Source organism: Rhodospirillales bacterium (assembly GCA_016872535.1).
Classification (GTDB): Bacteria; Pseudomonadota; Alphaproteobacteria; order Rhodospirillales; family 2-12-FULL-67-15; genus 2-12-FULL-67-15.
This window is the reverse complement of the sequence record VGZQ01000009.1, coordinates 40,815-50,396: the sequence shown is the minus strand read 5'-3', so window position 1 is coordinate 50,396 and position 9,582 is coordinate 40,815. Positions and strand designations below refer to the sequence as shown.

Genomic DNA, 9,582 nt, shown 5'->3' with positions numbered 1-9,582 from the left:
GGGACGCTTGAGCTCCTTGGGGGCTCCGCGCCCCATCCCGTTGCACCACCGAGCCAGATGGGCTCAAATGCAGAACGGGCTCTACCCATCGCTGGATGAAACTCGGGGCTCAGGTCAGCCCGGCTGCCAGAAATTGACCTCGGCAAGGTCTGGCCTTTGGGAAAGGTACTGATACCAACCCCAGTCTGTGATCCCGACATAGAGAGAGATCATCGCTCTGTAACCCAGGCCACTTCACAAGGAGTTTAGGGACTGGAAACGCTCAGTAAGCGTTACTATAGGTCAGATATGCCGGTTCGAATTGTATCAACGCCAGTAATACCCTTGAGAGTAACTCTTTAGCGGCGAAAAATCTGGGCCAATGTCGGGGCCTCGCCCCCGCCCGCCTGGACACGCCCCATCCCCGGGCGCTAAAACCCCTGACCCCGGTAAAATCCCGGCAGGCTCCTTAGTTCGCAAGCCCTTGCCGGGCTTTGGATTCCGGCCGTCGAGGTTCTAAAGTCGATCCCATGCAAAGCGTCAACGACATCCGCCGCGCCTTCCTCGACTACTTCGCCCGCCACGGCCACCGGATCGTGGAATCGTCGCCGCTCGTGCCGCGCAACGACCCGACGCTGATGTTCGCGAACTCGGGCATGGTCCAGTTCAAGAACGTCTTCACCGGTCTCGAGGCGCGGCCGTATTCGCGCGCCACCACCGCGCAGAAGTGCGTGCGCGCGGGCGGCAAGCACAACGACCTCGAAAACGTCGGCCACACCGCGCGCCACCACACCTTCTTCGAGATGCTCGGCAACTTCTCGTTCGGCGACTATTTCAAGGACGTGGCGATCGAACTCGCCTGGAATCTGGTGACCAAGGAATTCGGCCTGCCGGTCGATCGCCTTTTGGTCACCGTCCACACCACCGACGAGGAAGCCGCCGGCCATTGGCGGAAAGTCGCCGGGCTTCCCGACGCCAAGATCATCCGCATCCCGACCTCCGACAACTTCTGGTCCATGGGCGAAACCGGGCCGTGCGGGCCCTGCACCGAAATCTTCTACGACCACGGCCCCCACATCCCGGGCGGCCCGCCCGGCACGCCGGACGCCGACGGCGACCGCTTCATCGAAATCTGGAATCTGGTCTTCATGCAGTTCGAGCAGGTCGACGCCCAGACGCGCCGGAACCTGCCCAAGCCCTCGGTCGACACCGGCATGGGGTTGGAGCGCATCGCCGCGGTGATGCAGGGCACCCACGACAACTACGCCATCGACCTCATGCGCGCGCTGATCGAGGAATCGGCCCGCGCCTCGGCCACCGAACCGGACGGCCCGCACGCCATCTCGCACCGGGTCATCGCCGATCATTTGCGCGCGTCGTGCTTCCTGATCGCCGACGGCGTGCTGCCCTCCAACGAAGGGCGCGGCTACGTGCTCCGCCGGATCATGCGCCGGGCCATGCGCCACGCCCACCTGATCGGCTGCACGGAACCCCTCATGCACCGCCTGGTGCCGGCGCTGGTGGCGCAGATGGGCGTCGCCTATCCGGAGTTGGAGCGCGCCGAGGCCCTGATGACCGAGGCGCTGAAGCTGGAGGAAACCCGCTTTCGCCGCACCCTCGAGCGCGGCCTCAAGCTGCTCGACGAGGCAACGGGGAAGATGGCGCAGGGCGCCAAGCTCGACGGCGAAACCGCGTTCCGGCTCTACGACACCTACGGCTTTCCCCTCGATCTCACCCAGGACGCGCTGAAATCGCGCGGCCTCGGCGTCGACGAGGCCGGCTTCCAGGCGGCGATGGAGCGCCAGCGCGCCGAGGCGCGCAAGGCCTGGGCCGGCTCGGGCGAGGCCGCGACCGAACAGGTCTGGTTCCAGGTGCGCGACGACGTGGGCGCCTCCGAATTTCTCGGCTACGCGACCGAGGCGGCCAAAGCCAAGATTGTTGCCATAGTTAAAAACGGTGCACCCGTAACCGAGGTTAAGACAGGCGAAGAGGCAGTTGTCGTCGTCAACCAGACACCTTTTTACGCCGAATCCGGCGGCCAGATGGGCGACACTGGATGGATGTCGACCGATGACGGTGTGACGTTTCAAGTCACGGATACTCAAAAGAAAGCCGGTGATCTACATGCGCATATAGGAACCGTTAGTGGAAACTGGGGAGCTTTACGCGTTGGGGATGAGGTAACGTTGGCGGTTAATGCAGACCGCCGCGGGGGCTTGCGCGCGCACCATTCGGCGACCCATCTGCTGCACGAAGCGCTGCGCCGCCGCCTCGGCGCGCATGTGACGCAAAAAGGCTCGCTGGTCGCCCCCGACCGGCTCCGTTTCGACATCAGCCACCCGAAAGCGCTCGCCGCCGACGAACTCGCCGACGTGGAGGCCGACGTCAACCGCCAGATCCGCCTCAACGAAGCGGTGGTCACGCGCCTGATGGACCCGGAAGAAGCGGTCAAGGCGGGCGCCATGGCGCTCTTCGGCGAAAAATACGGCAGCGAGGTGCGGGTGGTGTCGATGGGGGCGGGACGGGACAAGGATCCGGCCCATCCGTTTTCGGTCGAGCTGTGCGGCGGCACCCACGTCAGGCGCACCGGCGACATCGGCTTGCTGCATGTGGTCGGCGAAAGCGCGGTCGGCGCCGGCGTGCGCCGGATCGAGGCGGTGGCGGGTGCCGCCGCCGCCGATTACTTCCGCGCGCAGGAAACACTGCTGCGCGAAGCCGCCGACTCGCTGAAAGTGCAGCCGGGCGAGGTGCCCGCGCGCATCGCGGCGCTGATCGACGAGCGCCGCAAGCTGGAGCGCGAACTCGCCGAAACCCGCCAGAAGCTCGCGACCGGCGGCACCGGCGGCGGCGCGGCGGAAGCGAAGGACATCAAGGGCGTGCGCTTCGTGCCGCGCCTGTTGGAAGGGGTGCCGGCCAAGGACCTGAAGCCGATGGCCGACATCATCAAGAAGAACATCAAGTCCGGCGTGGTCGCCCTGGTTTCGGTCGAGGAGGGACGCGCCTCGCTGGTGGTCGGCGTGACCGAGGACATGGCGGCGAAGGTGAGCGCGGTCGACCTGGTCCGCGCCGGCGCCGCCGCGCTCGGCGGCAAGGGCGGCGGCGGGCGGCCCGACATGGCCCAGGCCGGCGGGCCCGACGGCGCCAAGGCGCCCGACGCCCTCAAGGCGATCGAAAGCGCGCTCGCGGGCGGAGGGTGACGATGGACCGCAAGCGCTTCGAGGGCACCGACACCTTCATCGCGACCGAGGACTTGCGCGTCGCGGTCAACGCCGCCGTCGCGTTGGAACGGCCGCTCCTGGTCAAGGGCGAACCCGGCACCGGCAAGACCGTACTCGCGCACGAAATTGCCAAGGCGCTCGGCGCGCCGCTGATCGCCTGGCACATCAAGTCCACCACCAAGGCCCAGCATGGGCTTTATGAATACGACGCGGTCGCGCGGCTGCGCGATTCCCAGCTCGGCGACGCGCGCGTGCACGACATCCGCAACTACATCCTCAAGGGCAAGCTCTGGCACGCCTTCACCTCGGACAAGCGCCCGGTGCTGCTGATCGACGAAATCGACAAGGCCGACATCGAGTTTCCCAACGACCTGCTGCTCGAACTCGACCGCATGGAATTCCACGTCTACGAAACCGACGAAACGGTGCGCGCCCGCGCCCGCCCGGTGGTGGTCATCACCTCCAACAACGAGAAGGAACTGCCCGACGCGTTCCTGCGCCGCTGTTTCTTCCACTACATCAGCTTCCCCGACCGCGACACCATGACGCGGATCGTCGACGTGCATTTCCCCGGCATCCAGAAGCGCCTGGTGCGGGAAGCGCTCACCCTGTTCTACGAGGTGCGCGAGGTGCCGGGCCTGAAGAAGCGCCCTTCGACCTCGGAGCTGCTCGACTGGATCAAGCTGCTGCTGGCCGAGGAGATTCCGCCCGAGGCGCTGCGCGCCGCCGACCGGCGCACGCTGATCCCGCCCCTGCACGGCGCGCTCCTGAAGAACGAGCAGGACGTGCAGCTGTTCGAGCGCCTCGCCTTCATCAACCGGCGGGAAGAACGCTGAGGCCGCCCGTGTTCGCGGGGTTCTTCTTCGAGTTGCGCGCGGCCAAGGTGCCGGTCAGTTTGCGCGAATACCTGACGCTGATGGAGGCGATGGATCGCAACGTCGCCGGCTATTCGGTCGAGGATTTCTATTTCCTCGCGCGCGCCGCGCTGGTGAAGGACGAACGCAACCTCGACAAGTTCGACCGCGTCTTCGGCCAGGTGTTCAAAGGCCTGGAAGGCGCGACCGGGCCGGGCGCCCCGTCGCTGGTCGCCGAAATTCCCGAGGAATGGCTGCGCAAGATCGCCGAGCGCGTGCTGACCGACGAGGAAAAGGCCCTGATCAAGTCCTTGGGCGGGTTCGACAAGCTGATGGAAACGCTGAGGAAACGCCTCGCCGAGCAACAAGGCCGCCACCAGGGCGGCAGCAAATGGATCGGCACCGGCGGCACCTCGCCGTTCGGCGCCTATGGCTACAACCCGGAAGGTGTGCGCATCGGCCAGCACGAAAACCGCCACCACCGCGCGGTCAAGGTCTGGGACAAGCGCGAATTCCGGAACCTCGACGACCAGGTCGAGATCGGCGTGCGCAACATCAAGATCGCGCTCCGCCGGCTCCGGCGTTTCGCGCGCGAGGGCGCGCACCTGGAACTGGATTTGCCCGATACCATTCGCTCGACCGCGCGCAAGGGCTGGCTCGACGTGCGCCTGGTGCCGGAGCGGCACAACGCGGTCAAGGTGCTGCTCTTTCTCGACATCGGCGGCTCGATGGACCCGCACGTGCGGGTGATGGAGGAGCTGTTCTCGGCGGCGCGCTCGGAATTCAAGCATCTCGAATACTTCTACTTCCACAACTTCCTCTACGAGCGGGTGTGGAAGGACAACCGCCGCCGCCACGCCGAGACGGTCGCGACCGCCGAGGTGTTGCGCACCTTTTCCGACGACTACCGGGTCCTGGTCGTCGGCGACGCGTCCATGAGCCCCTACGAGATCACCCATCCCGGCGGCAGCGTCGAACATTGGAACGAGGAGCCGGGCGCGGTGTGGATGCAGCGCCTGCTCGACGCCTATCCGCACGCCGTCTGGCTCAATCCGGTCGCGCCGCAGTGGTGGGGATCGACCGCGTCAATCGGCTTGGTCCGGCGGATCATGGGCGGGCGCATGTACCCGACCACCCTCGAAGGGCTCGATCGCGCCATGCGCGAACTCGCGCGCTAATAGGACCGGCGAACGCGCGGGCTACTGAAACAGCTTGTCGATTTCGTCCTGGGTGACGCCCTTGCCCTCGAGCTGCGGGCCGTGCAGCAGCTGCTCATCGGCGGTCTTTTCCTGGTCCGGCTTGACTTCGGTTTTCTCGACCTCGCCCCGGCCCCAGGTATCGATCAAGACATTGACGTGCTTTTCCACGTAGCCGAGGGATTTAGCGACCTTGCCGATGCGCTGGCCGGTGATGTCCTGGAATGAGCACGCCTCGAACACCGCCGCCGCGTTGTCGGCGATCTTGTCGAGCTTGGCGGCCAGCGCCTTGTCGGCGATCGCCTTCTTGACCTCGGCGACGATCTGCTCGTTTTCCTCCATCGCCGACATGATGGTGTTGGTCGCGTCGGCGGTCGCCTTGACGATGGCGTCGAGCTGTTCGGACATGCTGGCGAAGCGGTGCTCGTCGTCGGCCGGCTTGTAGAGCGCGGCGATTTCCTGGCGCACCCGCTGGATGTAGTGAAACAGGCCCGTGAGTTCGCTTTTGAGGACCTTGATTTCGGCGTCGCTGGTCATCGCCTCTCCCGGGCGCGGCCCTGCTGGGGTGCTGGCGGCCCGATGTTGGGTGGGCCGGTCGGCTTTGTCAAATGCGGGAGTTTCCCTAATCGGGGAAGAAATTGCGCTGTTAATGCTTGCGGCCGGGGTCCGAGTTGCGGCGCGGGCGGCGCAGTTCGCGTTCGATTTGGTCGGGCGGAATCCCGAACGCCTTGACGGCGGTGATGAGGAGCTTGGCCTTGGCGTCCTCGCTCAGATCGTCGAAGACGTGCTGCTTGGAGCGCTGCACCGCGAGCGCGCTGCGGATCAATTCCCGCCGGGCCTCGGTCATCGCCGGCGGCGACGCGGGTCCGGTCGCGGGTTTTTGAGGCGCGCCGGTCGACGGCGGGGCGGGCGGCGCGCTTTTTTTCGCCGCGTCGAGAGTCTCGCGCGCGCGCTTGTCCAGCACGAGGGTAAGCAGAGCCTTGGACACGAATTCGAACACGCGCGCCTCCCGGTTTCGGCGACCGGATCGTTGCAGCTTATGGTTAAGAAGGAGTTAACGCACGTTCGAATTCGGGCCGGTCTTGCCGGGACGCGTGTCCAGGCCCTAATCTCGGCGCAATATGCGACGTCGCCGCAGCGCAAAAATCATCGCCACCGTCGGCCCGGCCTGTTCGACCGAAGCCGTGCTGGCCAAGTTGTTCGAGGCGGGCGCCGACGTCTTTCGCCTCAATTTCAGTCACGGCAGCCACGAGGACCACAAGACGCGGTTCGACATCATCCGCGCGCTCGAGACGAAGCACGGCCGGCCGATCGGCATCCTGCTCGATTTGCAGGGGCCCAAGCTCCGGGTCGGCGAGTTCAAGGGCGGGCGGATCGAGCTCGCGCCGGGGGCCAAGTTCCGCCTCGATTTGAATCCGGATTGGGGCGACGAGCGCCGCGCGCCGTTGCCGCATCCCGAGGTCTTCCGCGCGCTTGCGGCGGGGACCGATTTGCTGCTCGACGACGGGCGGGTCCGCCTGCGGGTCGACCGGTGCGGCGCCGATTTCGCCGAAACGACGGTGATGGTCGGCGGCGAGATATCCGACCACAAGGGGCTGAACGTGCCGAGCGCGGTGCTCGATCTGTCGCCGCTCACGCGCAAGGACATCGAGGATCTCAACTACGGGCTCGAACTCGGCGTCGATTGGGTCGCGCTCTCGTTCGTGCAGCGGGCCGAGGACGTATCCGAGGCGCGCAAGCTGATCGCGGGCCGCGCCGGGATCATGACCAAGCTGGAAAAGCCGGCGGCGATCGAGCATCTCGACGAGATCGTGGCGCTGTCCGACGCGGTCATGGTCGCGCGCGGCGATCTCGGCGTCGAGCTGCCGCCCGAGGACGTGCCCGGCATCCAGAAACGCATCATCCGCGCCTGCCGCCAGGCCGGGCGGCCGGTGGTGGTGGCGACGCAGATGCTCGATTCCATGGTCCATTCGCCGACGCCGACGCGGGCCGAGGCGTCCGACGTGGCGACCGCCGTCTACGACGGGGCCGACGCGGTCATGCTGTCGGCGGAAACCGCGGTCGGCGAATATCCGGCCGAGGCCATCGCCATGATGGACCGGATCATCTATCGGGTCGAACGCGATCCCTTGTACCGCAAGATCATGCAGGCCGAACACCACGACCCCGAGGCGACGTCGGCCGACGCCATCACGGCGGCGGCTCGCCAGGTGGCCAAGACCATCTCGGCGGCGGCGATCGTGACGTTCAGCTCGACCGGCTCGACCACGCTGCGCTGCGCGCGCGAACGGCCGGGCGTGCCGATCCTCGGCCTGACGCCGCGCCCGGACACGGCGCGGCGCTTGGCGCTGGCCTGGGGCGTGCATTCGGTCCAGATCGACGACCTGCACAGTTTCAGCGAGATGGTGACCAAGGCGGTCGCCGCCGCGTCGCGCGAAGGCTTCGCCAAGCCCGGCCAACGGGTGGTCGTCACGGCGGGCGTTCCCTTCGGCACGCCGGGCGCGACCAACATCCTGCGCATCGCTCTGGTGCCTTGAGACAACTGGGCGCCGGCCCCGGGGGCGCGGGTCCGCACATGATCGGCCGGACATGATCGAGAAGCTGGTTGCCGTCGTCGCGCCCGTGTTCCTCTGCGCCGTCCTCGGCTACGCCTGGGCGCGCAGCGGCCGCCGTTACGACGCCGACGTCGTCACGGTGCTGGCCACCAACATTTCGCTGCCGGCGCTGGTATTCGCCACCCTGATCGATACGCGGCTCGACACGGCCGCGCTGAGCGTCATGGCCGCCGCGGCCCTCGCCGCCACCGCCGCGGTCGGCGTGGTCGCGGCCGCCGTACTCGCGGCGGCGCGAATTCCGCTGCGGTCGTTCCTGCCGGCCATGATGTTTCCCAACGTCGGCAACATGGGCCTGCCGCTCGCCGCGCTCGGCTTCGCCGCCGACGGCCTCGCGCTCGCCATCGTCTTTTTCACGGTATCGGTGGTGCTGCATCTGACCGTCGGCGTCGCCATCTCGGCGGGCACGTTCTCGCCGCGCGCGCTGGCGCGCATCCCCGCGCTCTACGCGGTCGCCGGGGCCGCGATCTTCATGGGCGGCGGGGTCGAGCCCCCCGCATGGCTGATGAACACGGCCCGCATCCTCGGCGGCATGATGGTGCCCCTGATGCTGATCACCCTTGGCGTCGCGCTCGCCGGGTTGAAGGTCGCCGGCTTCGCCAGGGGACTCGGCCTCGCGGTTCTCCGCTTTGCCCTCGGGGTGGCCGCCGGTTTCGGCGTCGGGCACGCGTTCGGGCTGGAGGGCACCGCGCTCGCCATCCTGGTGCTGCAATCGGCGATGCCGGTCGCGGTGATGAACTTCCTGTTCGCCCAGCGCTACGGCACCGATCCGTCCGAGGTCGCGGGACTGGTCATGCTGTCGACGTTGCTCGGCTTCGCCACCTTGCCGTTCCTGATCGGAGTCTTGTGGTGAGCGGATCGAGCGCCATCCCGCTGGCCGCCGGGGTCGTCACGTTCATAACCTGGGGCCTGTTGCCCATCTATTTCAAGGCGATGGCCGAGGCGCTGCCGACCGAGATCGTCGCGCATCGCATCGTCTGGGCCGCGCTGCTGGTCGCGGGTTTCGTGGTGCTGACCGGGCGTTGGGCGCGAACCGCGGCTCTTCTCGGTCGGCCGCGCGTGTTGCTCGGTCTTGCCGCGTCGGCCGCGTTGCTCGGGATCAACTGGCTGGTGTTCGTCTGGGCGGTCAACAACGACCGCGTGCTGGAAACGAGCCTCGGCTATTTCATCAACCCGCTGGTCAACGTCGCGCTCGGGGTCGCCGTCCTTGGCGAGAAGCTGACGCCGGTGCGCTGGGCCGCAGTCGGATTGGCCACGGCCGGGGTCGCGATCATGGCGACCGGGTCCGGCGTGCTGCCGTGGGTGGCGCTCGTGCTCGCGTTTTCGTTCGGCCTCTACGGCCTTATGCGCAAGATCCTGCCGGCGGACCCGGTCGGGGGGCTGCTGGTCGAAACCGCGATGCTGGCGCCGGCGTCGATCGCCTACATCGTCTGGCTCGCGGTCGCGGGCGAGGGATCTTTTCTCGTCAAATCGATTGCGCTCGACGCAATGTTGCTGGCGACGGGAGTGGCGACCGCCGTTCCGATCACTTTGTTCGTGATCGCCGCGCGGGGTTTGCCGCTCGCGACCCTCGGCCTTATCCAGTACCTGTCGCCGAGCACCACGTTCCTGCTTGGCGTTTTCCTGTACCACGAACCGTTGACCGGGGCGTCGATCGCGACGTTCGCCTTGGTTTGGGCGGGCCTCGCGCTCTACAGCTTCGATCTGCTGCGAAAGCGCTAAA

The 9,582-nt window shown here is 66.9% G+C and carries 8 protein-coding genes; 6 read left to right on the top strand and 2 right to left on the bottom strand.

Going from position 1 to position 9,582, the window contains the following annotated elements; genetic code table 11:
• The first annotated feature begins 509 nt into the window (after nt 1–509).
• From alaS to FJ311_03395, 3 genes are read left to right on the top strand one after another with little or no spacing between them, the layout of a single operon-like run.
• Nucleotides 510–3,176 (top strand): alanine--tRNA ligase, encoded by a 2,667-nt coding sequence (alaS, locus tag FJ311_03405; protein ID MBM3950481.1) that lies wholly within the window; start codon nt 510–512, stop codon nt 3,174–3,176.
• Between the two features lie 2 nt (nt 3,177–3,178).
• On the top strand, nt 3,179–4,033 hold the full coding sequence (locus FJ311_03400) for a MoxR family ATPase (GenBank protein ID MBM3950480.1): 855 nt from the start codon (nt 3,179–3,181) through the stop codon (nt 4,031–4,033).
• A gap of 8 nt (nt 4,034–4,041) precedes the next feature.
• Nucleotides 4,042–5,229, top strand: coding sequence for a VWA domain-containing protein (locus FJ311_03395; protein MBM3950479.1), 1,188 nt, complete (start codon nt 4,042–4,044; stop codon nt 5,227–5,229).
• 21 nt (nt 5,230–5,250) lie between these two features.
• Here the strand turns inward: FJ311_03395 and FJ311_03390 are convergent, their stop codons facing one another.
• Together FJ311_03390 and FJ311_03385 are read right to left on the bottom strand one after the other, a co-directional pair.
• Nucleotides 5,251–5,784, bottom strand: coding sequence for a protein phosphatase CheZ (locus tag FJ311_03390; protein MBM3950478.1), 534 nt, complete (start codon nt 5,782–5,784; stop codon nt 5,251–5,253).
• Between the two features lie 109 nt (nt 5,785–5,893).
• On the bottom strand, nt 5,894–6,247 hold the full coding sequence (locus FJ311_03385) for a hypothetical protein (GenBank protein ID MBM3950477.1): 354 nt from the start codon (nt 6,245–6,247) through the stop codon (nt 5,894–5,896).
• 121 nt (nt 6,248–6,368) lie between these two features.
• Here FJ311_03385 and pyk point away from each other — a divergent pair, with 121 nt between their 5' ends.
• The 3 genes from pyk to rarD are packed head-to-tail and all read left to right on the top strand — an operon-like array spanning nt 6,369 to nt 9,581.
• Nucleotides 6,369–7,784 (top strand): pyruvate kinase, encoded by a 1,416-nt coding sequence (gene pyk, locus FJ311_03380; protein ID MBM3950476.1) that lies wholly within the window; start codon nt 6,369–6,371, stop codon nt 7,782–7,784.
• Nucleotides 7,785–7,836: 52 nt separating this feature from the next.
• Entirely contained in the window at nt 7,837–8,712 is an 876-nt protein-coding gene (locus tag FJ311_03375) for an AEC family transporter (protein MBM3950475.1), read from the top strand.
• A complete protein-coding gene (rarD, locus tag FJ311_03370; GenBank protein MBM3950474.1) occupies nt 8,706–9,581 on the top strand; it encodes an EamA family transporter RarD in 876 nt (291 codons plus the stop codon). The genes FJ311_03375 and rarD overlap by 7 nt, the downstream gene beginning before the upstream one ends.
• Nucleotide 9,582 lies beyond the last annotated feature (1 nt).

Coding starts and splice junctions, on each gene's coding strand:
- FJ311_03390 (MBM3950478.1), bottom strand. CDS start 5,784: ATGACCAGCGACGCCGAAATCAAGGTCCTCAAAAGCGAACTCACGGGC.
- alaS (MBM3950481.1), top strand. CDS start 510: ATGCAAAGCGTCAACGACATCCGCCGCGCCTTCCTCGACTACTTCGCC.
- FJ311_03375 (MBM3950475.1), top strand. CDS start 7,837: ATGATCGAGAAGCTGGTTGCCGTCGTCGCGCCCGTGTTCCTCTGCGCC.
- FJ311_03400 (MBM3950480.1), top strand. CDS start 3,179: ATGGACCGCAAGCGCTTCGAGGGCACCGACACCTTCATCGCGACCGAG.
- pyk (MBM3950476.1), top strand. CDS start 6,369: ATGCGACGTCGCCGCAGCGCAAAAATCATCGCCACCGTCGGCCCGGCC.